The organism is Ferrimicrobium acidiphilum DSM 19497, assembly GCF_000949255.1.
Lineage (GTDB): Bacteria > Actinomycetota > Acidimicrobiia > Acidimicrobiales > Acidimicrobiaceae > Ferrimicrobium > Ferrimicrobium acidiphilum.
The window spans coordinates 96369-123350 of sequence record NZ_JXUW01000001.1 but is presented as its reverse complement, the minus strand read 5'-3'; the positions used below and the strand labels follow the sequence as shown (position 1 = coordinate 123350).

Genomic DNA, 26982 nt, shown 5'->3' with positions numbered 1-26982 from the left:
TAACTTGGCTATAGCTAGCTTTGTAGCATTACGACGGTTGGAGCCTTTGGTCTGTCTAGCTAGTTTGCGTTGTAGTCGCCTCTTAGGTTGGCGCTCTCGGTTGGTGAGCAAGTCCAGTGATCAACTTGTTGAATGAGCGTGACGGTCGATGACGATGACCGGGAGGGTCAACCAACGATGAAGGTGTCGTGCAGGACTAAAGAGACGACCGCCGGAGACAACGTCCTTGGTTAGGGCTCCTCGTGCCCATTGTTCGAGGTGGTGAAGCCGACGGGATCGCGAAGTGACTCATGGTGAGCGAGTTGGTCTTGCTCAATGTCGTTGAGTTCGCTATCGTCAGCCACTTCGAGACGGACGAGGATGTCGTTTGCCTCAGGCGAAGATCGAATTAGTTCGTCTAGTTTGAGCTGTAGGACGAGATAGTTGCGCCCTTGAGTGTGTTGGACAACGAACAGCATCACAAGGGTGACCGCACCGGCTACGGTTGAGAACGCAGCCTCCCAACTCACAGGGAAGCCGGCGATGGCAAGAAGGACACCGAAAATCAGGAGTGACACCACCACGACGACTGTGGCTGTCGACCGCGATGCGAGGTCGCCTATCCAGTGTAATATACGGCTCATCCTTCGTTGAACTGCTGTATGTTCCATGAATTCTCCTTCGAAGACGTATCTCTCATCCGTTCGACCTTCTACCATGTAGGGCGTGTTCGCTCACCGACATGCAAAGGCCGAAAAGTTCTTATGGAGAACGGAAGGCGATAATCCCAGCGTAGCAGGATTGGTCGAAGTAGGCGCTTGTGCGGGACTGCTTCTCTCGAACCACGACCACGCAATGCTATGCATTTGAGCACTCCGGGGCCCTGCCACCACCTTAAACGGTTCTTAATATCTAATCGAGGAGAGTGCGAGCGCGTTCGAACTGCGGGGGCCATGCGATATAGTCACCTAGTTGTTCGGCTGCATTCAACGCCCATCGCGGGTTTCTAAGCATCGCACGTGCCAACATGGTGGCATCCGCCTTACCCGAAGCGATAATATTCTCGGCCTGTTCAGGTTCGACTATAAGCCCGACGGCGCTGGTGGGGATGTTTGTCTTGCTGCGAATCTCGTCGGCGAACGCGACCTGATATCCGGGGCCCACGGGTATCTTAACCCCCGCGACGTTGCCGCCTGATGAAACGTCAATGAGATCCACGCCTAAGTTTCCTAGCGCAGCAGATAATTCGATTGACTCTTCCAGGTCCCAGCCACCCGGTGCGTAGTCAGTCGCCGATATTCGTACGAATAGTGGGGTACCACTTGGGATCGACTCACGCACGGCCTGGGTTGTCTCGCAGAGCAATCGAATTCTGTTTTCGAAGGATCCCCCATAAGCATCGGTTCTTTCATTGGAAAGGGGCGAAAGGAATTGATGTAGAAGGTAGCCGTGGGCTGCATGAATCTCAACCAGGTCGAAACCTGCCTTGACGGCTCGGCGTGCTGCGTCGGCAAACGAGGTGATTATGTCTTCTATCTCTGCTGCTGACAGCGCGTGAGGCACTGGGTAACCTTGGAAGGCAATCGCACTCGGGGCTACGGCAGTCCAGCCACCCTCTTCAGCCGATGCAATCAGGTGATCATCCCAAGGGGCGGTCGTTGACCCCTTGCGACCGGAGTGGGCGAGTTGTATGCCAACCTTAGAGTTTTGAGAATGCACGAAATTGGTTACGCGCGACCAAGCACGTACCTGCGTATCGTTCCATAATCCCGGGCAGTACACCGAGATTCTGCCCTCGGGGGAGACTGCCGACGCTTCAACCATGACGAGACCGGCACCACCGGTGGCAAACGAGCCGAGGTGAACTAAATGCCAGTCGCCGACGACACCGTCGGTGGCTGAATACTGGCACATGGAGCTCACCCATGCACGATTGGTGAAGGTGATTTCGCGAAGATGGAGCGGACTAAAGAGAGATGACATTGTTCTTCCTGTTTTTTGGGGTCGTATTTCAAACTAATCGCGTCAAGTTAGAGACCTGCCAGGTATTGAGTCCAGAGACCGGTCTGCATGAGGGGTAGAGATGACTCATTCTTGGATAGTGAAGAATGTGTGCTGCAACCGAGTAGGCCATTTGCTATCCGTGGTAGAGCAGCGACTTCCGCATGTCACGGCTCGCATGTCACCAGTGTTGATCTTCGCGCCTTAGACGTGAGCGACCCCTCTTGCCTGCTCGCGGGTTGTGTAGATTAGAACTCTCCGATCGACGGCTTCAATCTAGCCGGGTGCCTCAGAACTCTCAATGGCTCGCCGATTGCTAGTCGATCTTGGTACCGGAACCCCGCTTCTTTCCGAAGACCCAGATAACGACTATCGTCCATGGGAATGTCGAGAGTGCATCCTGCAATGAGGTCAACGACCTTTGACTACAACGAGGTATCGATTTGAGTAACCGTGGGTAGTGTCGCTACGCAAACGTACCAAACCCAGCCTTTGATCGGACTTGGTGCGAGCTACGCGGCTACGCCTATTGTCTCTACGAGCTCGCCTTCGTCATGGCTTTCATTTTGGCCTTGAACAGGCGTATCTCTTCGAGGGCCTCTGGAGAGCTAGCGTCAGCAACCGAGCGCACTTCGTCGGCCCGACCAAATGGATCAGAGACCCGTTCCCATCCAACCGGTGCTGCGTTGAATCGCTTTCCAAGCAATGCGATGAAGATCTTGGATTTGTCAGTTCCGAACCCGTTGAGCGATTCTAAGGCGGAAAGGAGCGCCTCCGCGGAGTCTGCCCCTTCCCATAGTGCCGCAGCGTCGTTATGGTAGTCAGTAACGACCCTCTCAGCAAGGAGATGACACTTGGCAGCCATCGCCTTTGGAAAGCGATGTAGTGCCGGCTTCTCTGAAAACAGTGCAGTCATCTGGTCTTCACCGAGAGAGGCCAAATTCGCAGCACTAAGCACCTTGTCGAAATGGGTTTTGAGTCGGGCGTTCAACAGATATGGTGCGCTGAATGCACGCTCCATTGGTATTTGTTGATCCAGGAGCATGCCCATGAGAAGACCAAAAGGATTTTCCTTTAAGAAAGCGTTGGCTGCTGGTTCAGGTGAGAGATATATGTCACCCTTCATCATCTGTTTCAGCCTCTCTCGATCAGACGGTTGGGTCGTGGTGTTCATATACGACGCCGTAGTGAGTCATGGCGTCTGCGACCTCTTCGGGCTTTGCCTCGCCGAGTTTGGCGAGCGCGAAGAGCGTTGCCACGACGATAGAGCCCTCGTCGGTCTCGAAGAATCGACGTAGTGCTTCGCGGGTATCAGAGCGGCCAAAGCCATCGGTCCCTAGCGATACGAATGGCTGATGCACAAAGGGTCGAATTTGGTCAGGCACTAACTTAACAAAGTCGGTGGTCGCCACGATTGGCCCTTCGGCACTTCCGAGGAGCTGAGTTACCCAGGGAGCTTCCGTAGTCTCTCCAGGATGTAGGCGCTCAAATCGTTCGGCCGCCTCCGCGTCTTCTCGGAGGCGTTTGTATGACGTGATCGAGTAGACATCGCATATGACATTCCAGTTGTCTCGCAGTGCATCTGCAGCTGCACGAACCGACGACTGTGCCGTACCGGAGAATAGTAAAGTCGCGTGACGTTCTCTATCTCGCGGCGTCGTTGACGAGATCAACGAAGGCGAACCAGAAGATTGTCCAGCTGAAAAGAGATATCCACCACGGATAATGGCATCCTTGAGATCTTCCAGGTTCCTCTCGGGGTCAGCTGGGGGCATCAAGTAGTTCTCGTTGTAGGTGGTCAGGTAATACATGACATCGCGACTCTGTGGACCAAACATATCGGCGATTCCATGCTTTACGATGGCGGCTATCTCGTATGCGAAGGCTGGATCGTAGGCTTGAACATTTGGATAGACGGCGGCAAGAACTTGTGAGTGGCCATCAGTGTGTTGGAGGCCCTCCCCTAACAGAGTCGTTCTGCCAGCCGTTGCTCCGATCAAGAATCCCTTCGCTCGGGCGTCAGATGCAGCCCAAAGAAGGTCCCCGGATCGTTGGAAACCAAACATAGAATAAAAGAGATAGACGGGAATCATGGGTACCCCGAGGGTTGCATACGAGGTCCCTGCTGCGGTAAACATTGCAGTCGCCCCGTCCTCGGTAATGCCCATCTCTAAAATTTGTCCATCCTGGGCTTCGCTGTAGGAGAGCAGAAGGCCGGCATCGACAGGTGTGTAACGTTGACCAATCGTCGAGTAGATCTTCGCTTCACGGAAGAGCGCCTCAAGGCCGAAAGTTCGCGCCTCATCAGGCACGATCGGCACGATGCGAGTGCCAATCTGGGGATCCTTCATAAGATTGCGAAGGAGCTTCGAGAATACCATTGTTGTCGACACTTGCTGCTTGGCCGACCCCAGGTAGAACTCCTTGAAGGAGTCGTCGCTAGGCGTCGGTAACTCTGCACTCCTATTTATACGGCGGGGTAGCGAACCTCCGAGCTGCTTGCGGCGTGACTCCAGGTACGCAGCTTCGATCGAACCTTCAGGTAGACGGATATATGGCGGCTCCGGTGCTTCGAGCATCTCATCGCTGATGATATCGTTGAGGTGGAGTCGATCGCGAAATTGACGAAGTTGTTCGTCGGTCATTTTTTTAATCTGGTGAGTGGAGTTGCGAGCTTCGATGTTAGGACCGAGCGTCCATCCTTTTACGGTATGGGCGAGGATGGCAGTCGGAGAACCTTGATTGTTCACCGCCGCGTGGTAAGCGGCATAGAGCTTCCGGTAGTCATGTCCTCCTCGAGGTAGTTGTTGAAGATCTTCGTCACTGAGATGGTCCACCAATGCACGCAGCCGTGGATCGGGACCAAAAAAATGCTCCCGAATGTAGGCACCAGACTCGGTAGCGAGCTTTTGGAAATCCCCGTCGGGAGTCGTATTCATTTTGTTCAGCAAAACTCCGTCGGTGTCTCTGGCAAGAAGTTCATCCCACTTTGAGCCCCAAATCACCTTGATGACATTCCATCCGGCGCCCCGGAAGGTGGCCTCGAGCTCTTGGATGATTTTGCCATTGCCGCGCACGGGGCCATCAAGTCGCTGGAGATTGCAGTTCACAACCCAGATCAGGTTGTCTAGATGTTCTCGACCAGCAAGCGAAAGAGCGCCAGAGGTTTCTGGCTCATCGAATTCACCGTCACCTACAAATCCCCAGATACGACTCTCGGTAGTGCTGGCAAGATGGCGGTCATTCATGTAGCGGTTGAACAACGCATGATAGATCGATTGGATTGGACCCAGTCCCATCGAGACGGTCGGAAACTCCCAAAACTCGGGCATCAGTCGAGGATGAGGGTACGAAGGGATACCCAGCCCATCGACCTCCATCCGGAAGTGATCGAGTTGATCCTCTGTTAAACGCCCCTCAAGGAATGCTCGCGAGTAGATTCCTGGCGATCCGTGTCCTTGAAAGTAGACGAAGTCGCCGGGTGACCCTGAATCCTTGCCTTTGAAAAAGTGGTTGAAGCCAACCTCATAGAGGGAAGCTGAACTCGCATAGGTCGAAAGATGACCGCCGATACCGTCAGCGAGATGATTAGCTCTGGTAACCATCGCTGCAGCGTTCCAACGGATGAAGGCTCGGATGCGGCGCTCGACCTGTTCATCCCCGGGGAACCAAGGTTCGTTTTCGGGTGCAATGGTGTTGATGTACGGTGTCGAGACAGTGGCTGGAAAGCCCACCTGTCTTTCGCGAGCCGCCTCAAGAAGCTTCATCAGCAGGAAAGTGGCGCGCTGTTTCCCGCGACCATCCACTAGGGAGTCGAACGAGTCCACCCACTCCGCCGTCTCGTCTGGGTCGATGTCTGGAATCTGATGTGCAAAACCGTCAATAATCACATCACCCATTCTTGCAGCTTTTGATGAATTCGTCCACCTGGTACACTGAGGACCGATTTCTGGAGACGCGAAGGGGAGTGGTTTGGATGGCCTTGCTGATCTACACGGACGGATCTTGCCTAGGAAACCCTGGTCCTGGTGGTTGGGCATGGTTTGAGCCTGACTCCAAGGCTTTTGATTCCGGAGGCGAACCAATGACCACCAATCAAAGGATGGAACTGCTTGCCGTGCTACAGGCGCTCGTCTCACATCAGGGTGATCTCAATATCCGCTCGGATTCCACATATGTAGTCAATTGTTTTCGCCAGGGGTGGTGGAAGAAGTGGGAAGCTAACGGTTTCCGTACCAGCAAGGGAGATCCAGTGGCCAATACCGACTTGTGGAGACCGTTGCTGGATCAGGCCTTGCATACCGGCAGGCAGGTTATCTTTGAGTGGGTAAAGGGTCACAGCACCGATCCTCATAACAACCGGGTTGATGTGTTGGCCCAGGAAGCAGCTCGTCAGTTTTAATCGAATCCATATCTATGTAGATTGATTTGAGTGGGCGCTGACGGCTCGGCTAGATTAGCGGTATGAATATTCAGGGAGATGTCGCCGTCATTAGCGGCGGAGCATCAGGACTAGGACTTGCGACAGCTAGAGCCTTGGTGGATGTTGGTGTGAGAGTCGTACTTGCCGATCGTAACGAAGAGGCAGGCGGCGAGGCATCGAAGAACCTTGGTGAATTTGCGCGATTCGTCTCTACTGACGTGGTGGATGAGACTTCGGTGAGCAATCTGATGGCAGAGGCTAGCGAGTTTGGTGTGATTCGCATGGTGGTTAGCTGCGCTGGAATTGGCATTGCCGAACGAACGATAGATCGCGGCGGCAAACCTCATGACTTGTCGAGTTTTGAGCGAGTGATAAACGTCAACCTTTTCGGCACCTTCAACATGTTGCGCTATGGAGCAAGCTATTTGTCTAAGAACGATCCGCGTGATGGCCAACGAGGACTGATCGTCAATACCGCCTCGATAGCTGCCTACGATGGTCAGATCGGTCAGTTGGCTTATTCTGCGTCGAAAGGTGGTATTGTCGGGCTTACGTTACCGGCAGCTCGCGATCTTTCGAGCGCGGGAATTCGGGTCGTCACTGTGGCGCCAGGAATTATGGATACACCTCTGCTTGGCACCTTGCCAGAGGACGTAAAGTCTGCACTTGATGCCTCCGTACCTTTCCCGAAACGCTTGGGCCTCCCTAGCGACTTTGCTAAGCTCGTGCTCTCGATTCTTGACAACGACTATTTGAACGGAGAGGTGATCAGGCTAGACGGTGCGCTTCGCATGCCTCCGCGTTAATCTTTGTGGAGCGCGCGTAGAGGCGCAATACCTTCGACCCTTTTCTAACAGTCTCTAATTTCATTGATGCTTGTCCGCTAGCAAAAGCGGCGTCAATGAGAATTCGTTTCCAATCCTCGGATGCTCCGAGGAGAGGTTAGCCCGACTGTGACAGGGCGTAGCTTTGCGTCGCTCCTTCGCTAGGGGAGACTCAACGGCTGGGAGCGAAAAGAAAAGGAGTGCTTAACGATGTTTAAGTATTCTGGGGTGGCTTGTGGTCACGATGCGTGGAGGGAGATCGCGAGCCAAGTATAACAAGATGCAGCACAGTGACCCAGTGAGGCGCCACCACGCCCCAGGCTACACGTGTGGCTTAGGAGGCTCCATGCGCAAGGGTGGAGAGGATGTCACGGCTATGCCGTGCCTTTCTTCTAGGCTAGAGATGTGAGGTTTCGAGAGGTAAATGGTGTTCGTGTTAGCGTAATTGGGCTGGGAACATGGCAGTTTGGATCTGTGGAATGGGGATACGGGCGCGAGTATTCGGAGCGGATCGCGTATGAACTGGTCGAAGAGGCGCTTGACCTCGGTGTCAACGTTTTTGATACTGCAGAGCTCTACGGGTTTGGTAACTCGGAGAGGATTCTTGGACGAGCGTTAGGATCGCATAGACGACAGGCAATTGTCGCGACCAAGTATGCTCCCATACTGCCTTTGCCTGGTAACGGTAGAAAGCATGCGAGGCGATCGGCCGCCCGGCTGGGAATTGAAGAGATAGATCTTTACCAGCTCCATTTCCCCAATCCACTGTTTTCACTTAGTGCCCAGGTTCGTGAATTTGAGCCGATGTTGCATGCAGGGGACATACGCATGGTCGGCGTATCCAACTACTCGCTTGGAGCATGGCGTCGGACGCAATCAGAGGTTGGCTTCCCGTTGGTGACTAATCAGGTGCATCTTTCGTTATTCTCAAGAGGTCCCGTTCGGGAGATGGTGCCGTGGGCTACAGCGAACGATCGGCTCGTTGTTGCATACTCGCCGCTTGAACAGGGTTTGCTGTCTGGTCGGTACGATATAGACACCAAGCCGACGAATTCGCGCCGATTCAAGCGTCAGTTTAGTGATCGAACGCTAGTGGCGTATGGCCGTGTCCGTGAGGTGATGGATAGAGTGGCACGCAGTCACGACGCGACAGTCTCTCAAGTTGCGTTGGCATGGGTGCTTGCACACGAGTCTGTGATAGCTATCCCGGGTGCCTCTTCGATAGAGCAGCTCCGGTCCAACGTACTTGCGGCTGATCTCGAACTATCTGACGATGAATACCTCGACCTTTCTGAAGTATCGCAACGGATGTGGCCATAAGGGATCATCGCGAGCGGCTTTCAATTTATTAAGTAGGTGTGATCTCTACTAAAACTGGTAGGGGGGCGGTGCAAGGAAGGAACGGTGTTGGGCGAAGAGCAAGCATTTGATGTTGTAGTCTTGGGTGCAGGGCCGGCTGGGTATGCCGCGGCACTATATGGTGCGTCGGCAGGTCTTAAGGTTGGTATCGTGGAGCGCGATCGTGTGGGAGGTACATGTCTCCAGCGCGGTTGCGTGCCTGCCAAGGAGTATCTTGAGACGGCGGCTGTGTATCGCAACATCCGGAGTTCATCTGAATTTGGCATAACGACTGGCGAGCCTGGGCTGGATTTCGCGGTGTCTCAGAAGCGCAAGCAATCAGTGGTTGACAAGCTGACCAGTGGGCTTTCTGGTCTCATGAAGAGTCGCGGTATTGTGACCTTTCTAGGCGACGGTGTTTACCAGGGTAACGGCCGTATAACAGTATCGACTGGTGAAACATTAGTCGGAGATAAGGTTATTATCTCGACTGGATCGCGTCCGCGCAGCATTCCTGGATTTGAGGTGGATGGCAGATATGTGCTCACCTCTGACGAGGTCCTGTTGTTGGAGGAGCTACCAAAGACCGTCGCCATTGTGGGTGGCGGAGTCATTGGTTGTGAGTTTGCTTCTCTGATGGCTGACTTGGGAAGTAAAGTCACCATAGTCGAAGCTTTGCCAAGGTTATTGCCCGGGGTGGATCAGGATCTTGTCGATGTTATGGTGCGGTCCTTCAAGAAGAGAGGGATTGGGATTCGGACTGGAGTAGGTGTTACCGGTCACAGCCCGAACGGTGAAGGGACGACGCTTACGTTAGCAGACGGTAGTTCGCTGGCAGTTGACCAGATTATTGTAGCTATCGGTAGAAGGCCCAATTCGGAGGCTATCTTTGGTGATAAGGCTTCGGTGGTGGTCTCCGATAGGGGTTTTGTCAATGTAGACGTGAACTATGAGACTTCGGAGCCTGGCGTCTATGCGATTGGCGATCTGATCGACACTGCCCAGCTGGCGCACGTCGGCTTCGCGGAAGGAGTAGCGGTTATCAAAACCATACTTGGCGAAGGTTCGTTGCCTGTTGACTATTCACGGGTACCTTGGTGTATCTATACGCATCCTGAGATCGCTTTTGCAGGTTTGACCGAAGAGCAAGCTAGAGACCGTGGATACGACCCGGTCGTGAAGAAAGACCCGCTAGGTGGAAATTCGCGCGCACGCATCATTGGAGAAGTTGACGGTTTCGTGAAGGTAGTAGCCGATAGGAACACTCATCAAATTCTAGGCGTACATATTGTTGGTCCTTGGGCTACTGAATTGCTCTCGCCAGGTTACCTCGCGGTGAACTGGGAAGCAAGTGCCGAGGAACTTGCACAGTTTATTCAACCACATCCGACACTCTCCGAGGCCTTTGGAGAGACAGTTTTCGCACTTACTGGAAGGAGTTTGCACGTTGGCTGATGTAGTTATGCCACAACTAGGGGAGACCGTCACTGAAGGGACCATCACAAAATGGTTGGTTCAGGTGGGTGACACTGTAGAGATCGATCAGCCCTTATTCGAGGTTTCGACAGACAAGGTCGACTCGGAAGTTCCTGCCACTGCTTCTGGTGTTGTTAGCGAATTAGTGGTGCCGGAAGGCGAAACCGTAGCGGTAGGCGTAGTAGTGGCAAGGGTTGGGGATGCCTCATCAGCTCCAGCCCCACAACCGGCCCCAGCTCCAGCCCCACAACCGGCTCCAGCTCCAGCCCCACAACCGGCTCCAGCTCCAGCCCCACAACCGGCTCCAGCTCCAGCAACACCGGCGAGACGAGATGAGAGTCCCGCGTCGTACAGTGGTACTGATATTGAGCCAGGTTCGCGGGATTATGTCGTGCCGTTCACCAATATTCGTCGTCGAACAGCAGAGCACATGATCCACTCAAAGGCGGTATCAGCGCATACGTTGATGTCGATTGAGGTAGATTTCGAACGGGTAGAACGTGTTCGTCGCGCAGCTGGGGCTGAGTTCAAAGCTGAAGAAGGATTCACTCTCACTTATTTGCCGTTCATAGCCCGAGCTGTAGTTGAATCGGTGCGAGCATATCCGAATGTCAATGCGTCGGTGATGGGAGACAGTTTGGTTGTCCATCGTGATATCAATCTGTCAATTGCCGTCGATCTCAATCTTGAAGGATTGATTGCTCCCGTAGTTCATGGCGCGGACGGTAAACGTTTGGCAGGTATCGCTAGGGAAGTGCACGATTTGGCCACTCGAGCGCGCACACGCCGCCTCGCAGCTGACGATATCGCTGGTGGCACCTTTACCATCACGAATCCAGGACCATTCGGAACCTTCATGACTGGTGCCATCATCAATCAGCCGCAGGTCGCGATTCTAGCAACAGATGGAATTGCACGTAAGCCTGTTGTGATAGTCGATGGTGATGGAAATGAATCCATTGGAATACACTCAGTAGGAATGTTGACACTGAACTTCGACCACCGGGCCATTGATGGCGCTTATGCTGCTGCATTTCTAGCGAAGTTGAAACAAGTGCTTGAAACCAGAAATTGGGAGCAGGAGCTGTGATCGCGGAGAAGCGACCTGAATTAGGTGCTCGCTGGCTTGGACGTGTGGGATACGAGGACGCGTTGGTTCTGCAGCAACGCCTTCGCGAAGGCGTATCCTCTCATCTCTTGCTACTTGAACATCCTCATGTCTATACGATGGGAGTAAGGACCGATCCGGCGCATCTGTTGGTCGATCCTGCCACCGTCAATGCCACCGTTTGTTGGACGGATCGAGGGGGAGACATCACCTATCATGGCCCGGGTCAATTGGTGGGTTACCCGATCATAGATGTTCCCGTTGGACCAGATTCCACGCCACGATACGTACATACGCTTGAAGCGTCGTTGATCGCGCTTCTTGCGTCCTATAGGATCGAGGCATACACCTTGGACGACTTTCCAGGGGTGTGGGTTGGACCGCGAGATGCACCTCGCAAGATTGCGGCGATTGGAGTCAAGCTGTCGCGTGGGCGATCTATGCATGGTTTTGCGTTGAACGTACACACCGACCTTTCGATGTTCAGCAATATCGTGCCTTGCGGAATTGCTGACAAGGCGGTTACGTCCATGGAGGCTGAAGGAATTCATGCGTCGGTGGCTGAGGTGGCTCGGAGCTATGCGAAGCATTTTGCGAGTGGATTTGGTTTCGATCAGCTCGATTATCAGGGAGTGGATGACGCTTCCCAAATTGCTGTTAGCACAAGTCGTGAAAAGTCTGAGGATGCTGTCGCATCTCGACTGAACCAGCGTTTGGCCAAGGCAGGATTCTCCTTTGATACTGCCGTTCCGTATGTGTCGCGAAAGCCAGAATGGGTACGGAGTGAGGTCAATCTTGGCGTGGAGTATCGTTCGCTGAAGCATCTTGTGAGAGATTTAAATCTGGTTACTGTGTGCGAAGAGGCGGGTTGCCCGAATATCTATGAGTGCTGGAAAGATGGGACAGCTACATTCATGATCAACGGTGAGCGTTGCACTCGTGCTTGTGGATTCTGTCTCGTCGACACCTCCAAACCCCTACCTCTTGATCCATCGGAGCCCAAACGAGTAGCCGAAGCCGTGGCGGCTTTGAACTTATCATTTGCTGTTGTCACTGCTGTAGCTCGCGACGATCTAGAGGATGGAGGTTCCGAAGCTTTTGCTGCCACCATTCACGAAATACGTGAGTTGAATCCGTCGTGTTCGGTGGAGGTCTTGATACCCGATTTTAAGGGTGACCAAGTTTCTTTAGAGAGGGTCTTGCAGGCACGACCTGATGTTTTGAATCACAACCTGGAGACGGTGTTGCGGCTACACCGCGCTGTTCGTCCATCTGCCAACTATGTACGCTCGTTGACGGTTTTGGCCCGCGCGAAAGAGTTTGGTTTGACGACAAAGTCCGGTCTCATCGTCGGGATGGGTGAGTCTATCCCGGAGCTTAAGTCTGTGATGAGGGACATCCGTTCGGTTGGGGTCGATATCCTAACTGTTGGACAGTATCTGCGACCCACCCGTGATCATCTGCCTGTATCGCGATACTATCATCCAGACGAGTTCGCTGCGTTGCGCGAATACGCCATGAGCATAGGTTTTCGCTACGTCGAGGCCTCTCCCCTAGCCAGATCTTCGTACCATGCGCGCCAAGGGTCTGATGCGGCAGCTGGAGCGATGGCGTGATCGAGCGATCGCAATTCGAGATGGCATATTTGAGTCGACAGGAGCGCGCACGTCAGCGACTCCAGGAGGACGGCGTTGATGCGCTCCTGGTGACTTTGGGGCGCGAATTGCCATGGTTGATTGGCTATGAGGCGATGCCACTCGAACGCATTACATGTCTCTACATGGATGCTAACGGTGCTGTACGCTTGATTATCCCGAAGCTGGAGGCGCCGAGGGTTAGACCGCTGCCCGGGCTCGAACTTGTTCCGTGGACCGACGGTGAGGATCCGTTTGTACTGCTTGGCTCGATGATCAGCGATGCAAAGGTAATTGCTATCGATGACCGTTGTATGGCTGGGTGGCTTCTTCCGCTGATGGGACACGCCACTCGGGCGAGTTTTAGGTCAGGCACATCGTTGCTGAATCCATTGCGGAGACAAAAGGACGCTCTGGAGATCGAGATGCTAGAGCTGGCAGCGAGTGCTGCGGATAGGGTTGCAGAGCGGCTGAATCGTGGAGAGATACCGGTCGCACTCCGTCAGGAGCGCGATGTGGCAAGAGAAATTGGTGAGGCTCTTTGCGAAGAGGGGCACGCCAAGGTGAACTTTACAATCGTCGGAAGTGGTCCAAATTCAGCGTCGCCACATCACGATCCCACCACCCGGATAATCAGTCATGGAGATGCACTGGTTTTGGACTTTGGCGGGACGTATTCTGTTGGCGAGGAGCCAGGATACTGCTCCGACATGACTCGTACCTTTGTCGTTGGCGAAGCTCCAGAGGGTTTTGATGGGCTATACGAAGTCCTCCTTAATGCTCAGACGTACGCCCGTGAGAACATTCGTGTTGGGATGTCTGGTAACGAGGCGGATCAGGTTGCACGCAAAGTGATTGTTGATTCCGGGTTTGGAGAATACTTCGTCCATCGCCTTGGGCATGGGATTGGCTTGGATGAACATGAGGATCCGTACCTTTCCAGTGACAATCCGGCTTTGTTGGAGGCAGGAACCACGTTTTCTATTGAACCAGGAATTTATATTCCAGGGCGTTACGGGGCGCGCATAGAGGACATCGTCTACCTAGACGACGATGGAGTTCGCTCCCTCAATCAGGCGGAGCGAGAGCTCATCGTTCTGTAGAGCCGACAAGAACACTTCACCATCGTGGTAGGCGATGGTGAAGTGTTCAATATTGTTCTTGTCGATCCTGCCCCTCGACTGCTGGCATATGCTGATACGGAGATCCGGAGGAGAGCGAAGACAAGACAAGTTTATATAGGTGTGTATGTATTTTGGATTGGGTAAGTTTTACTGCACCGGCGAGGATGTTCTCCAGGCTGACACTTCAACGCTGTTTTGAACCTGCAACACAGATAGTCTGACCAAGAGATCACTCTCTATACTCCACACAAGGAAGTCCGGTTTATCTTACTAGCGCGTTCTCCGGCGCAACTGAGCGTCAAGGGGCATGAGTTGCAAGAGACCAAAACCTCTTATGAACCGCGTGCCGATCGGCCTAAGGGCTCTGAGTAATTATGCTCAGGTTTTTAGGAGCAGACAGATAGGACTTTGGACCACCTATGAGGACAGTTGCGTGAGGCGAAGTAGCAGGAACGATTAAAAACCAGCGATTTGGTCTCGTCGAGCAGACTAGTTCTGGAATCATCGTCCTGTAATGGGGGAGTTCCTCAAGCAATGAAATACTTCGCCATTGGATGGTGTGCAATGATCGCAGTTGTAGTCTGCTCGGGTTCGAGTTGGAAGTTATCTGTGACTTGGACACCGATTCGTCCCGCCTCCAGAAGGTCGACGAGCTTCTCATTGTCCTCCAGGGAGGGGCATGCAGGGTACCCCCAAGAATAACGCCCTCCACGATAGGCTTGTTTGAAGAGGCCAGCCAAGGTAGGTCCGTCCTCGTCTCCGAACCCCCACTCTTGACGGATTCGAGCATGCCATAACTCTGCTAGCGCTTCGGTCATTTCAACGCCTAGACCGTGCAGATGGAGGTAGTCCTGGTAACGGTTCTCGCGGAAATAGTCTTGGGCCAGTTCGCTCACATGTCTACCCATGGTAGCAACATGAAAGGCTACATAATCCAGCTCCTGGCTGCTTCGAGAGCGATAAAAGTCAGCTATGCATAGATGCGGTGGCTTGGATTGCCGTGGAAACTGAAATCGCGTGAGTTCTCTGGCACTGTCGTTAGGGTCCAGGATGATGAGGTCGTTATTCTCGGAGATGCACGGAAAGTATCCATACACTATCTGTGGGGTAAGTGCCTGACTGGTCTTCGCATGATCAAGTTCGATGGCAAGTTGTGCGCGGATGCGTTCCTTGAATTCTGCATCGGTCTCCCCATTCTGTGGCCGGTAACCCCATTGATGACGAAAGAGTGCTGTCTCGTTCAAGTAGACAGCTATCTCCTCGAGAGCGATACCTTTTACTACTCTGGTGCCTAAGAATGGAGGTATGAAGACAGGATTGTCCATGGGAACGTGTTCAGACCGAGTGGTGCGTTGTTCGGTGTGTTCGTCCAATGCTGTCCGCATGCGTTTTACAGAAGATGCCTTTATTTGGCGACCGAATTCATCGTCAGTAAGTTCCCCATGTGAGATTCGAACTAGCTTATCCAGGACATCTAATCCCTCGAATGCATCCTTTCCGTAGAACACCCGCCCCTGGTAAATTTCACGCAGGTCCCGCTCCACGAAGGATCGCGTGAGCGCGGCTCCTCCTAGGATTACTGGGATGTGGGAAAGACCTCGCTGGTTTAGCTCGAGCAAGTTATCGCGCATCACCAGTGTGGATTTAACCAGGAGGCCGCTCATGCCTATTGCGTCGGCTCGAGTCTCTAATGCTTTGTCAATCAGTTCATTGATCGCGATTTTGATGCCGAGGTTGTGAACGCTAAACCCGTTGTTGGTTAGAATGATGTCTACAAGGTTTTTCCCAATGTCGTGAACATCACCTTTCACGGTTGCGAGAACGATTGTGCCACGGTTACTGGTCTCTGCTCGATCCATGAATGGCTCGAGAAAGGCAACTGCCTGTTTCATCGTCTCGGCTGAAGCTAACACGAAAGGTAGTTGCATCTGTCCCGAACCAAAGAGATCTCCTACCTCGGCCATGGCGGATAGTAGTATATCGTTCACTATCATGAGCGCTGGGGAGCCAGTATCGAGTGCTTCCTGTAGATCGGCTTCCAGGCCAACGCGATTCCCATCGACAATCCTGCGATATAGTCTTGCGTCGACCGGCAGTGATTCCAAGGCGGGACCAGTCTCTTTGAGACTGTCAGATGATTCGAACAGTTCGATGAGGCGGGAGAGTGGGTCGTAATCTCCATTTCTACGATCGTAAATCAGATCAAGACACACCTCTTGGATTTCCTTAGGTATTTTCGTAAGTGGGATAATCTTCGATGGATGGAGTATCGCCATAGTCAGGCCATTAACTCGGCACTCCTCGAGGAATACCGAATTAAGTACCTCGCGAGCTGCTGGTTTGAGACCAAACGAAATGTTGGATAGTCCAATAATGATGTGTGATTCAGGGAAGGCCTCATGGATCAGTCGAATACCTTCGATTGTTGCTTTGGCATCCTGGCGCGACTCTTCCATGCCGGTGGTGATCGGTAGCACAAGCGGATCAAAAATCAAGTCGGCTGGATCTAAGCCATAGCGGGTTGTGGCGATATTAGCGATCGCGGTGGCTGCACTTAGCTTCCATTCTGGTGTCCTAGCTTGCCCTTCTTCGTCGATGCATGTTGCCACTACGGCAGTACCAAAGCGTTCGGCAAGAGTTAGAAACTTGTCAAGCCGCGAGCCGCGAGCGTCACCTTCCTCAAGATTAACGGAGTTGAGGATCGTTCGTCCCCCAAGATGCAGCAATGCAACTTCGATAACTTCGGCCTCTGTTGAGTCGAGCATGATGGGTAGCGTTGATGCAGTAGCCAACCGTGAGGCGAGTTCGCGCATATTCTCTACACCATTTTCGCCCGTGTAGTCCACGCAGAGGTCTATGAGATGGGCTCCGTCTCTGACCTGTTCCTGGGCCATTGCCACACAGGTATCGTAATCGCGGGCGAGCAGCGCCTCACGGAAACGCTTCGAGCCGTTTGCGTTCGTTCGCTCGCCGACGTTGAGAAGTGAGGTCTCTTGACGAAGCGAGACAGAGGAGTAGAGTGATGCAACCTCAGGCTCAAAGTGTGAAGCGCGTGGTTGAGGGCTGAGATCGCGACAGGCGTCTACGACTGCTTGCAGATGGTCTGGAGTTGTGCCACAGCATCCACCGATGACGCTAACGCCGAAGTCTTCAACAAAGCGCTTAAGCGAGGAGGCTAGTTGATCAGGAGTGAGGTCGTAGTGCATCTTACCTTCTTGCACCGATGGCAATCCTGCATTTGGAAGGCAGGATATCGGCAGCGGACTGTGTTCGGCGAGGTAGCGCAGATGTTCACTCATCTCGGTTGGGCCGGTGGCACAGTTGATGCCAAAGACTGTAGGTTTCATCGCCGTCAACGATGCCACAGCTGCTCCGATCTCGGTGCCAGGTAACATCCGACCGGTGAGCTCGATGGTCACCTGCAGCTGTAGCGGTACTGATCTACCCTCACTCCCCATCGCTTGGCGAGCCCCAAGTATTGCGGCTTTTGCCGAGAGAATATCGTACACAGTCTCGATAACCAAGAGATCTACTCCGCCGGCGATGAGTCCCGAAGCCTGGTCGCGGTACGCATCGACCAGCGTAGTGAACTCGATCTGATTGAGGGTGGGGAGTTTTGTTCCTGGCCCCATGCTGCCGGCGACAAAGCGTGGGTGATTGGGGGTCGAGTAATCTCTGGCTACCCCAACGGCAAGTCGAGCAGCAACTTCGTTAAGTGTGCGAGCCTCCGACGCCAGGCCGTATTCGGCTAAGACTGGCGCAAGGGCTCCGAAGGTGTCGGTCTCAATTACGTCGACTCCTACACCCAAAAATGAAGCGTGTAGTTGCTCAATGACCTCTGGCTTCGTACGCACCAGGATTTCGTTGCAACCTTCGAGATGTTCTCCGCCGAAGTCGTCAGCGGTGAGCTCGCGGAGCTGCAGGTTGGTGCCAGTCGCCCCATCAAAGATGACGATCTGTTCTTGGATTAGCCGGGCGTAGTCGAGCATGCTGAATAGGCTAGTAGCTGGTGAACAGCGTTTTCTAGGAGTGATGTTGTGAAGATCTATACAAAGACAGGTGATGGTGGAACAACTGGATTGCTCTATGGCGGTAGGGTTCCAAAGGATTCGGTGCAAGTAGAGCTCAATGGCGCAGTTGACGAGGCACAAGCACATGTTGGAGTCGTGCGTGCACATGCCTCCGGGGAACTTGCAGAGATCTGTCGTGAACTAGAACTTGATCTTTGGATATTGATGGCGGAGGTTGCTACTCAAACTGGGAAACGCGACCATCTCGTACCTGGCAAGACGTTGGTGACTGAGTCGATGGTGGCCCACTTGGAGGAGTTGATCGACCAGTTTTCGGCGCGTTTTGCACCTCCAAAGGAGTTTGTGGTCCCAGGGGAAGAGGTTGCCGCTGCCTTTCTTGATGTCTCTCGAACGGTGGTGAGGAGGGCTGAACGCTGCAGTCTCGGTTTCGTCCGAGAGGCTCCGGATTCATTCGTGCAGGTGTATCTCAATCGATTGTCGGATCTCTTGTGGACGTTGGCTCGTTGGAGTGAGGGCGCTTCATTGACCGCTCGACAGGCAAAGCACGCCTAAGGTGCAAAGTGAAGTAATCGTTGCCAATAGTTAACTCAAGAAGGAGAATAGAGTGACTTTAAAGACTTCGGTATCGACCGCACCTGAGGTGGGCGTTGATGCTACCAGGGTTCGCGTCACCCAGGGAGAACACTCGACCCGCGTTCAAGCGACGCTGATTGACGGTGTTGTAGGTTACGAGTTTGGCATTGCGCCGGAACCGACGACAGAACAACTCCGTAGTCTCGGAGCGGCAGTTGTCGACGAGGCCTCGCGTGCCCATCTTTCTGAAGTGGCAGTCTCGTTGCCGGAGCTTGACGAGGAACAGCTAGAGGAGTTCGTGATTGGGCTATTGCTTGCTGGCTATAGGTTCGACACCTATCGGACGAACGAAGATGCTGATTCCTTTGTGTGCACTCAAGTAGTGTTGCGCGATCAGCAGACCAAGAGCGCAGCGCTTGGGCGCGCACAGATATTGGCTGAAGCGGTAGCGTTGGCTCGGGATCTCATTAATGAGCCGCCATCTAGATTGACACCAACCGATTTTGCACGTATTGCCAGTGATGTGGCAGCACGTTCTGGTCTAGAGATACGGATCTGGGACGAGAACGACTGTGCACATGAACGCCTAGGTGGCCTTTTGGGCGTGGCTCGTGGATCGGTTGAGCCCCCTCGAGCCATCAAACTCACATATCGTCCCCAACACTCGACTACCAAGAAGGTGGGACTCGTAGGCAAAGGTATCACTTTTGACTCAGGCGGACTGTCGTTGAAGTCGGGCGAAGGAATGATGACCATGAAGACCGACATGGGTGGTGCCGCTGCCGTGCTGGCTGCTATGTCGACATTGCGAGCTCTCAACGTCTCCCACGAGGTCAATGGCTATCTCATGATGACAGAGAACATGCCCTCGGGCAGTGCACAAAAGCCGGGCGACGTCCTGATTACTCGCTCTGGTCGCACCATCGAGGTGTTGAACACGGATGCCGAGGGTCGGCTGGTCTTGGCGGATGGCCTTACTCTCGCTCTAGAGGACGGTAATGAGGAGATCGTCGACATCGCGACACTCACCGGGGCCTGCGTCGTTGCTCTTGGTGATGAGGTAGCTGGCGTTATGGGAAACGATGACGACTTGATTTCTGCCCTGCATGCTGCTGGAAGTCAGGCAGTTGAGCCCAATTGGCAGCTTCCTCTTCCGAAGAGTTACGAGAAGTTGATCGCCTCAGAAGTAGCGGACATGAAAAATATTGGGAAGCGCGGTGGGGGCGCGATCACCGCCGCTCTTCTCTTGCAGCGGTTCGTACCGGATGCGCGATGGGCACATCTCGATATCGCGGGCCCGTCGCGTGCCGAAGGTGACCGCGGTTGGATACGTGCTGGTGCTACTGGCTTCGGAGTTTTGACCTTTATCCGCTGGTTGCAGCAGACGAACTCCTAGCCCGGGGAACCGAACCCGGAGCGTAGCCGAGCCGAACGAGTTGATCACAGATCTCGTCGTTGCTTGCGCCCAGATTGGCAAGCGTAGCGGTGAGTTGGTGTAGCCGGCCGTCGCGGTCTGTGATCGTTCGATACTGGCGTAGGTCAGGTCGGTTCGAAGCTAGGGCCTGGAGACTCTCCGGAAGACGCTTGAGCTGTCGGGCGCTGAGGGGTGGTAGCTCGCGTGGGACCTCTATGAGCCCCGGTATGAGCTCTCTGAGGAGATGGAAATCTCGACAACGATCGATGCTCCGATCAAGAAGCGAACCGCGGCTTGGGGTGTGGCCAAGGCCGAGCGAACGCGCTAACTCATGAGCCGGGATGCTGATGCGAGCCGTGCGCCCAATCAGAAGATCGAGGCGCTGAAGCAGAACGATGCTTGATGGACCGAGTATTGGCAACCAGAGAAGCTGGACGTAATCCGAAGCAATTGGCCACCACTGCTCACGGTTGTGCGGAACCTCCCAACGAGAGATAGAGAGTAACTCTGGACGCGAACCTTCCTGAACCATATGAGCCCTCCTTGGCTTTTAGATGGTATCAGTATAGCATAGAAAAGTATAGAATCAAGTAGGTGCGTAGGTACCGAATACGCCGCGAAGGGTGTCAGCGACTTCGCCTAGAGTCGCGCGCGCCGCTAGGGCGCGCTTCATCGGGTAGCAGACGTTATCGGTGCCTTCTGCGGCTGTGCGAAGTTCTGCGAGTGCTAGGTCTACGGAGTGCTGGTCTCGCCGCCGTCTTAACTCCTGTACTCGATCGGCTTGTTGACGTTGCAAGGCTGGGTCGATTGGGAATACCTCTGGGCTGATCTCCTGTTCATCTACGAAGCGGTTTACTCCGACAATGACCTTCTCTCCTGCGTCAACGGCCCTCGTGTAGGCGTAAGCGGCGCGCTCTATCTCCTGTTGAATGAAGCCACGCTCTATGGCTGCGACGGCACCGCCCTGTCCATCAATTTCGTCAAGATAGTGCTGAGCCTTCTCTTCTATTGCGGTTGTGAGGGATTCCACATAGTAGGACCCGGCCAGCGGGTCTACTGTGTCGGTTACACCAGTTTCATAGGCAATAACCTGTTGAGTGCGCAGGGCAAGCCTGGCTGCCTTCTCGGTGGGTAGGCCAAGCGCTTCATCGTAGCCGTTGGTATGGAGCGATTGTGTCCCTCCGAGCGCTGCGGCCAAGGCTTGCACAGATACGCGGACCAGATTTACCTCTGGCTGTTGGGCGGTTAAGGTTGAGCCACCTGTTTGGGTGTGAAAGCGCATGAGTTGTGATCTTGGATCATCGGTATGAAAGCGATCTCTCATAAGATGTGCCCATATTCGACGGGCAGCTCTGAATTTGGCAACCTCTTCGAACAGGTTGTTGTGTGCGTTCCAGAAGAAGCTAAGCCGGGGTGCGAAGTCATCGATGGCAAGTCCAGCCGCGAGCGCAGCCTCGACGTAGGCAATGCCGTTCGCGATGGTGAAAGCGAGCTCTTGGGCGGCGGTCGAACCTGCTTCACGTATGTGATATCCGGAGATTGAGATCGTGTTGAAATGAGGCAACTCTCGTTGGCAATAGGCGAAGATGTCGGTGATAATTCGCATACTGGGACGTGGTGGGTAGATGTAGGTACCGCGAGCGGCGTACTCCTTCAGGATGTCGTTCTGGATGGTTCCACCGATCTTGGATGGGTCGACATTGGTCTCCTCGGCGACTAGTTGGTACAGTAGCAATAGGGTGGCCGCAGTCGCATTGATGGTCATCGAGGTGGTGACTTGGTCGAGCGGAATTCCTTTTAGCAGTCGGTGCATATCTTCAACTGACGAGATTGCAACTCCAACCCGACCCACCTCTCCATCGGCACGTGGATGGTCTGCGTCGTAACCCATCTGCGTCGGAAGATCGAATGCGCATGAGAGGCCAGTTTGACCGTTCGCTAGAAGAAAGTGGAAACGTTCGTTGGTAGACTCGGCGGTCCCGAAGCCTGCGTATTGGCGCATTGTCCAGCTACGCCGACGGTACATCTCTGGGTAGATGCCTCGGGTGAACGGGAAGACGCCTGGATCACCGAGGTCTTTGGCATAGTCGACCGAGGTTGTCTCCGGAGAGTACACGGGTTCGATTGGGATCTCTGAATCGGTTTGTCTTGCGCTCACCCTTGTCATACTACTTGTATTGTGGGAGGTCGCGCTTTTTGCATCCGAACCATGCCTAGAGTGTCGTAGAGGGTCAGGCGGTCCTGGTGTGAGTGTGATCGACGAGGTCGTGTGTCTGAACGCTACAGGTTTCACAGCCGGGGTTGCGTTCAAGGTTATAGGTGCTGAACGACTCGGATAACGCGTCGTAGGTGAGGATGCGTCCAACGAGGGTCTCGCCGATCCCAAGGATTAGCTTTATAGCTTCCATCGCCTGAAGCGAGCCAATAATGCCAGGCAGAACTCCTAAGACTCCAGCTTGCGCACAGGATGGTGCGAGTTCAGGAGGTGGAGGTGCTGGGAGAAAACATCGATAGCATGGTCCCTTGGGCGGGTCAAAGATGGTGACTAGACCTTCAAATCGATATATCGATCCATGGACTACAGGAATACGAGCTGCCGTCGCTGCATCGTTTATGAGGTAGCGAGTGTTGAAGTTGTCGGTGCCATCAACGATAAGATCGAAGTCAGCGATGATCGTGGCCACGTTGGTTTCGTCGAGACGACAATCGTAGGTCAACACATCAACCTCTGGATTTAGTGCGTTAATCGCTGATTTGGCGGAGTCAACTTTGCGTTGACCGACCGCGTCTGTCGAGTGGATGATCTGTCTTTGGAGGTTGGAGAGATCCACTTCGTCCATGTCGAGTATCCCAAGACTGCCTATACCTGCCGCTGCTAGGTAGAGAGCAGCTGGAGAACCGAGTCCACCTGCCCCAAGGAGGAGGACTTTGGAGTTGAGTAACCTGCGTTGCCCCTCCTCGCCGACCTCTGGTAGGAGGAGGTGGCGATGGTAGCGACGGCGTTGATCGTCGCCGAGGCGGTTCGGGACGGACCAGACACCCCCTTGCTCCTTCCAGGCCTCGAAGCCTCCCATTAGTGATGCTACTTGGGTATAACCGAGCTGGCCAAGGGTCGCCGCTGCGAAGGCGCTACGTACACCGGCTGCACAGTAGACCAGGACGGGGGTTTGCTTGTCGGGAATCATGCTCTCGACTTGGAGTTCAAGGTTGCCTCGGGGGAGCAGGACACTGCCGGGGATGGTCCCTTGAGCGAACTCTTCTGGTTCGCGAACATCAAGAAAAACCCAGTCGACATCCGAATGCGCCTGCACCTCGGCGACTTCAAGCTCATTGATTTGTGTCTTTGCGTTCGCAAGCAGATTACGGAAGTTGGACATGAACTTTAAAAGCCTCCCTTCATCATGTTACCAGTGCTCATGGTGGATAAGCGTGGCTGGTCCTCTGCGCTTACGTCGACTCGGCGAACCTGTTGCCAGCGTGCTTGCTGGGTGTCCAATACAGACGATCCCCAAGGGTTCGAGGCCACGAGGCAGAGCCAACAGATCCTGCAGCCGGTCCGCACCATGGTAGATGCCCATGAAGGTAGCACCGAGACCTAGATCGACGACCTTCAGCAGGAGTTGCATCGTAGCGAAGCTAGCGTCCACCGTCCAATACGGCTGTGGCCAGGCATCTTCAAAAGCCATGCCGGTATCGGCTTTATCTGGCTCTCCGTAACGTGCTAGATACGCCGGCTTGTTGACAATTGGGAATATGAGCGCTTGCGTATTGAGGAGACCGCTATGGGTGGGCGAGTTGCGCAGCCAGCCCTCGGTTGTGATGAGTTCGAGTATGTTGCCTATTCGTCCTGGATCCGTGACCACGATAAGCTCGGTACCCTGGGTGAAACCTGCTGATGGTGCCCTAATTGCGGCTTCACAAAGCGCAAGAACCTGTTCGATTTTGACAGGTTCGTCCGTGAACGAACGATGCATGCGCCTGCGGCGCAGGGTCCTATCGAACTCCATTATCAATCTTCGATCGATGAATAGAGGAGATGATCACCTTATCGGCAGGGGCAGGCGATGAGTCGCTGTCGAATCTCATTGTCGGTGGCGGCCACAACCGCAGTCATAGCGAGCGCCATCCCCCCTTCGAACATCGCTCGGTCTGCCTCTGGCGATTTTGCAGCCTCTGTGAACCCTGGTTGATGGTTGACTGCTGGCCAGGAGTTGATGTTGACAAGCGGGTGAATTGTTGCCACCTCTAGTGAGATATTTCCCATGTCGGTAGAGGCTGACAATGGTCGATCATCGACAGGAAAGGTGCGGCCAATATGTGTCGCTTCACGAACATAGATCGCGGCGAGGTCCTCGTCGGTAACAAGTTGGGAATAGATGGGTCCGCGATCACTGATGGTACAGCTAGCGCCCGTTGCTAGTGCTCCTGCCTCGAAACACCGGTCGACGCGCGGTGCGAGATTTTCGAGTTCCGCAAGCGTTGCGGAGCGGGTAAGAAACTCGCCCTCAACTAGCGAGGGGATGATGTTCGGAGCATCCCCTCCCTTGGTTATGATCCCATGGATGCGGTCGTCAGCAAGAATATGTTGACGCAAGAGCCCAATCGAAGTTAGAGAGATCGTCATGGCGTCGAGCGCGTTGACGCCTAGTTGTGGCGCCGCGGCTGCATGCGAGTCCTTCCCCTCAAATGAGACGAGGAAGTGGCGTGCTGCTTGCACATGCATCCTATCAGCCTCCATTGGGGCTGGATGGAGCATCATTGCGACGTTTGTACCGGTGAAGACTCCCTCCTCAAGCAGGATGATTTTTCCACCACCACCCTCTTCTGCTGGAGTTCCGATGACGCGCAGGGTAATGCCAAGCTCATCGACGAGATCGATGAGCGACGCTGCACCGAGCAAGGCACTTGCGGCGATGATGTTGTGACCACATGCATGTCCAACCTTTGGCAGTGCATCGTACTCTGCGCAGAGTGTGACCACTAGTTCACCAGATCCAGCTTCACCGAGCACAGCGGTATCTAGACCCCCAACCCCCTTGGTTGTCGTGAAACCCACCGCCTCGAGCTCACTGGCCAGCCATGTAGCGGCCTTGACCTCTTCAAAAGCGAGTTCAGGATTTGCATGAATCCGATGAGAAAGGTCGTAGGCACGACCATAGTTTCGCTCTGCCGCTGACCGTATTGCCCTCCGTTCTCCATCAACTTGTGGCATCTTTCTCCTTCGGCCCAGTTCTTAGGCGATGACCGCGACGACGTCACCTGTGCCGACCGTGTCGCCTGGTTTGACTCTGATCTCGCTTACTGTACCAGAACGCTCAGCGAGGATGGAGTTCTCCATCTTCATGGCCTCCAATACGATGACGGTGTCGCCAACGCTGACCTCTTGACCTACCTCGACTGAGATCTTGACGACTGTACCTTGCATTGGTACAGTTACGGTTCCTGATCCGGAAGCTGCACTTGGCTTACCCCCTTGGGCCCGTGCGGATCGAGGTGTTGGTACTTCTGAACGTGTTGGATTTGGGCGGGTTGGGGTGACTTGGGTCATCTCGGGAAGATAGAGTTTGACCGCGACTCGTTTCCCATTGACCTCTGCGACAACTTCGGTTGGGACGCTTGGGCTCTCACTTGTTCCAGTAGTTGGCGCGGCTGTCAATGTACTCAGGTCGAGACGATCCTCTACCCATTTGGTCGAGTGTTCAACGGCGTGGAAGTCCGGGTGTTCGAGTATGGCGAGATCTGCCGGGATTGTTGTCGTAACCCCTTCGAGCTTGGTCTCTCGTAGCGCGCGGATCGCCTTAGCGATGGCACGCTCGCGATCAGGTGCCCATACGATGAGTTTTGCAATCAGGTTGTCATAATACTGACTGATAGTGTCACCCGCCTCGTACCCGGCGTCTGTGCGAACTCCAGGGCCGTCAGCGCGGTCGAAGCGCACGATTGGTCCGGGAGACGGTATGAATCGCCCCCCCGAAGGATCTTCGGCATTGAGACGGATCTCTATTGCATGCCCGGTGCGGACAATCTGATCTTGCGAGAGAGGTAGGGGTTCGCCTGCAGCGACACGAAGTTGGAGTTCAACCAGGTCAAGACCGGTTATCGCCTCAGTGATAGGGTGCTCGACCTGGAGACGGGTGTTCATCTCCAAGAAGTAGAACTGTCCATCTTGGTAGAGAAACTCGACTGTCCCGGCGTTGCGGTAGCCACACGCTCGGGCGACTTTGACGGCAGCCTCGCCCATTTGCACTCGTACTTCATCGGGAAAATCTGGAGCAGGAGACTCTTCTATCAGTTTTTGATGTCGCCGCTGACAGGAGCAGTCTCGTTCTCCTAGCCAGAGGAGGTTGTCGTGCGCATCGCCGATGATCTGCATCTCTACATGTCGCGGCCAAGTGAGGTATCGTTCTAGGTAACACTCATCACGACCGAATGATGCAAGTGCTTCTCGTTGAGCCGACGCAAGGGCTTCAGCTGCATCGGCGGCTGAATTTACCACTCGCATGCCGCGTCCCCCTCCGCCATAGGCTGCCTTTATGGCGACTGGCCAGCCGTACTGTTCACCAAAGGCTACGATCTCGTCGGCACTTTGCAGCACCTCAGTAGTACCAGGCACGCCAGCAACGCCGGCTGCAGTTGCCGCGATGCGCGAGGAGATCTTGTCGCCCATCACCTCGATGGCTTCTGGGGGTGGGCCAACAAAGACTACTCCGGTGCTCTCAATAGCTCGGGCAAAGTCTGTGTTCTCGCTGAAGAAGCCGTAACCTGGGTGCACGGCTTGGGTTCCAGTTCGTTCAATGATCTCGAGGATTCGCTCAGTATTGAGATAGCTGCCCCTGGCTGAGGTCCCTGGCAGATTGTAAGCTTCGTCGGCATAACGGACATGCATGGCATCTCGGTCGGCGTCGGAGTATACGGCAATTGTGGTAATACCCATCTCTCGTGCTGTCCGGATCACACGAACCGCAATCTCTCCTCGGTTCGCTACTAGTAGCCGTTCAAACACCTGTGCCGCCTTTCTCGTTTGGTTCGACTCGAATTCTTTATACCCAGCTAAGCC

General features: G+C 54.2%; 20 protein-coding genes. 9 read left to right on the top strand and 11 right to left on the bottom strand.

The window, feature by feature from the left end; genetic code table 11:
• Nucleotides 1-230: 230 nt before the first annotated feature.
• The 4 genes from FEAC_RS00545 to aceE all read right to left on the bottom strand — a co-directional run bounded on the left by FEAC_RS00545 (nucleotide 231) and on the right by aceE (nucleotide 5879).
• Entirely contained in the window at nucleotides 231-650 is a 420-nt protein-coding gene (locus FEAC_RS00545) for a low affinity iron permease family protein (RefSeq protein WP_035388089.1), read from the bottom strand.
• 241 nt (nucleotides 651-891) lie between these two features.
• A complete protein-coding gene (locus FEAC_RS00540) occupies nucleotides 892-1962 on the bottom strand; it encodes an NADH:flavin oxidoreductase/NADH oxidase (RefSeq protein ID WP_035388090.1) in 1071 nt (356 codons plus the stop codon).
• Between the two features lie 553 nt (nucleotides 1963-2515).
• The gene (locus tag FEAC_RS00535) at nucleotides 2516-3109 is read right to left on the bottom strand and encodes an HhH-GPD-type base excision DNA repair protein (RefSeq protein ID WP_035388237.1); all 594 of its coding nucleotides are present in this window, start codon (nucleotides 3107-3109) and stop codon (nucleotides 2516-2518) included.
• Between the two features lie 19 nt (nucleotides 3110-3128).
• Nucleotides 3129-5879 (bottom strand): pyruvate dehydrogenase (acetyl-transferring), homodimeric type, encoded by a 2751-nt coding sequence (gene aceE, locus FEAC_RS00530; RefSeq protein WP_035388092.1) that lies wholly within the window; start codon nucleotides 5877-5879, stop codon nucleotides 3129-3131.
• Nucleotides 5880-5893: 14 nt separating this feature from the next.
• Here aceE and FEAC_RS00525 point away from each other — a divergent pair, with 14 nt between their 5' ends.
• The 7 genes from FEAC_RS00525 to FEAC_RS00495 all read left to right on the top strand — a co-directional run bounded on the left by FEAC_RS00525 (nucleotide 5894) and on the right by FEAC_RS00495 (nucleotide 13886).
• The gene (locus FEAC_RS00525) at nucleotides 5894-6382 is read left to right on the top strand and encodes a ribonuclease H family protein (protein ID WP_336433118.1); all 489 of its coding nucleotides are present in this window, start codon (nucleotides 5894-5896) and stop codon (nucleotides 6380-6382) included.
• A gap of 62 nt (nucleotides 6383-6444) precedes the next feature.
• Nucleotides 6445-7209, top strand: coding sequence for an SDR family NAD(P)-dependent oxidoreductase (locus tag FEAC_RS00520; protein WP_035388095.1), 765 nt, complete (start codon nucleotides 6445-6447; stop codon nucleotides 7207-7209).
• Nucleotides 7210-7632: 423 nt separating this feature from the next.
• Entirely contained in the window at nucleotides 7633-8547 is a 915-nt protein-coding gene (locus FEAC_RS00515) for an aldo/keto reductase (protein WP_035388096.1), read from the top strand.
• Nucleotides 8548-8631: 84 nt separating this feature from the next.
• Nucleotides 8632-10020, top strand: a complete 1389-nt coding sequence (lpdA, locus tag FEAC_RS00510) for a dihydrolipoyl dehydrogenase (RefSeq protein WP_236684571.1) — start codon at nucleotides 8632-8634, stop codon at nucleotides 10018-10020.
• Nucleotides 10013-11131 (top strand): dihydrolipoamide acetyltransferase family protein, encoded by a 1119-nt coding sequence (locus FEAC_RS00505; protein ID WP_052565028.1) that lies wholly within the window; start codon nucleotides 10013-10015, stop codon nucleotides 11129-11131. The genes lpdA and FEAC_RS00505 overlap by 8 nt, the downstream gene beginning before the upstream one ends.
• The gene (gene lipA / locus FEAC_RS14415) at nucleotides 11128-12765 is read left to right on the top strand and encodes a lipoyl synthase (RefSeq protein WP_236684570.1); all 1638 of its coding nucleotides are present in this window, start codon (nucleotides 11128-11130) and stop codon (nucleotides 12763-12765) included. Before FEAC_RS00505 ends, lipA begins: the two co-directional genes overlap by 4 nt.
• Nucleotides 12762-13886 (top strand): M24 family metallopeptidase, encoded by a 1125-nt coding sequence (locus FEAC_RS00495; protein ID WP_081900909.1) that lies wholly within the window; start codon nucleotides 12762-12764, stop codon nucleotides 13884-13886. The genes lipA and FEAC_RS00495 overlap by 4 nt, the downstream gene beginning before the upstream one ends.
• A gap of 548 nt (nucleotides 13887-14434) precedes the next feature.
• Here FEAC_RS00495 and metH read toward each other — a convergent pair.
• A complete protein-coding gene (gene metH, locus FEAC_RS00490) occupies nucleotides 14435-17896 on the bottom strand; it encodes a methionine synthase (protein WP_035388099.1) in 3462 nt (1153 codons plus the stop codon).
• Between the two features lie 48 nt (nucleotides 17897-17944).
• Between metH and FEAC_RS00485 the strand changes: the two genes are divergently transcribed.
• Nucleotides 17945-18490 (top strand): cob(I)yrinic acid a,c-diamide adenosyltransferase, encoded by a 546-nt coding sequence (locus tag FEAC_RS00485; RefSeq protein ID WP_035388101.1) that lies wholly within the window; start codon nucleotides 17945-17947, stop codon nucleotides 18488-18490.
• A 52-nt stretch (nucleotides 18491-18542) separates the two neighbouring features.
• Nucleotides 18543-19907, top strand: coding sequence for a leucyl aminopeptidase (locus FEAC_RS00480; protein WP_052565026.1), 1365 nt, complete (start codon nucleotides 18543-18545; stop codon nucleotides 19905-19907).
• Here the strand turns inward: FEAC_RS00480 and FEAC_RS00475 are convergent.
• The 6 genes from FEAC_RS00475 to FEAC_RS00450 form a co-directional block, all read right to left on the bottom strand.
• Complete coding sequence (locus FEAC_RS00475; RefSeq protein ID WP_035388102.1) at nucleotides 19876-20457, bottom strand: hypothetical protein; 582 nt, start codon at nucleotides 20455-20457, stop codon at nucleotides 19876-19878. The two genes, FEAC_RS00480 and FEAC_RS00475, sit on opposite strands and share 32 nt — an antisense overlap.
• A gap of 54 nt (nucleotides 20458-20511) precedes the next feature.
• On the bottom strand, nucleotides 20512-22092 hold the full coding sequence (locus FEAC_RS00470) for an acyl-CoA mutase large subunit family protein (protein WP_035388104.1): 1581 nt from the start codon (nucleotides 22090-22092) through the stop codon (nucleotides 20512-20514).
• Between the two features lie 64 nt (nucleotides 22093-22156).
• A complete protein-coding gene (gene moeB / locus FEAC_RS00465) occupies nucleotides 22157-23302 on the bottom strand; it encodes a molybdopterin-synthase adenylyltransferase MoeB (protein WP_035388105.1) in 1146 nt (381 codons plus the stop codon).
• Nucleotides 23303-23329: 27 nt separating this feature from the next.
• A complete protein-coding gene (locus tag FEAC_RS00460; protein ID WP_081900910.1) occupies nucleotides 23330-23932 on the bottom strand; it encodes a nitroreductase family protein in 603 nt (200 codons plus the stop codon).
• A 38-nt stretch (nucleotides 23933-23970) separates the two neighbouring features.
• On the bottom strand, nucleotides 23971-25137 hold the full coding sequence (locus FEAC_RS00455; protein WP_035388107.1) for a M20 family metallopeptidase: 1167 nt from the start codon (nucleotides 25135-25137) through the stop codon (nucleotides 23971-23973).
• 21 nt (nucleotides 25138-25158) lie between these two features.
• Nucleotides 25159-26928, bottom strand: coding sequence for an ATP-binding protein (locus FEAC_RS00450; protein ID WP_035388108.1), 1770 nt, complete (start codon nucleotides 26926-26928; stop codon nucleotides 25159-25161).
• Nucleotides 26929-26982 lie beyond the last annotated feature (54 nt).